This window comes from Vogesella mureinivorans (assembly GCF_007644035.1).
GTDB lineage: Bacteria > Pseudomonadota > Gammaproteobacteria > Burkholderiales > Chromobacteriaceae > Vogesella > Vogesella mureinivorans.
On record NZ_VMTV02000203.1, the window covers coordinates 1 to 410 of the forward strand.

1 protein-coding gene is annotated in these 410 nt (G+C 46.1%); it reads right to left on the reverse strand.

Annotation, left to right across the window (positions count from 1 at the left end; genetic code table 11):
* On the reverse strand, window positions 1-410 hold a 410-nt coding region (locus FLQ44_RS25515; protein ID WP_147693936.1), incomplete at both ends, for a DUF1993 family protein.

The following is a 410-nucleotide window of genomic DNA, read 5'->3' on the forward strand; positions in this document are numbered from 1 at the left end:
TACACCAGCCATGCGAAGAATATCGTAAGCAGTGAACATATGGACGTAAAAGTTTGGAATTAGACATTCATTCACGTAGGCATTACCAGACAATTCGACGTAGAGGCTCTGACCCAAGTCAATGCGCGTCACCTCAGCTAGCTTTGCATCTTCAGCGTTAACACCCAAAAGAAGTTCCTTAGTGTTTGCTATGTGCTCGTATGCCTGTGTGAGAGCTATGACGTCTGGCTCTAGATTATTCGCAGGTTTGCCATCACACCAGAGAGCAAAGTTGCGTGGTTGATTGCAGGTGAAAGCAATCTGTGTACCGAACGGAAGCATGTCAGCCACAATGCGCTTTTGAAGGAACGACTCGTCATCACAAAAATGAGTTTGAGCTGACTCTAAGAGATGCTCAAGAGTCGCTAAGC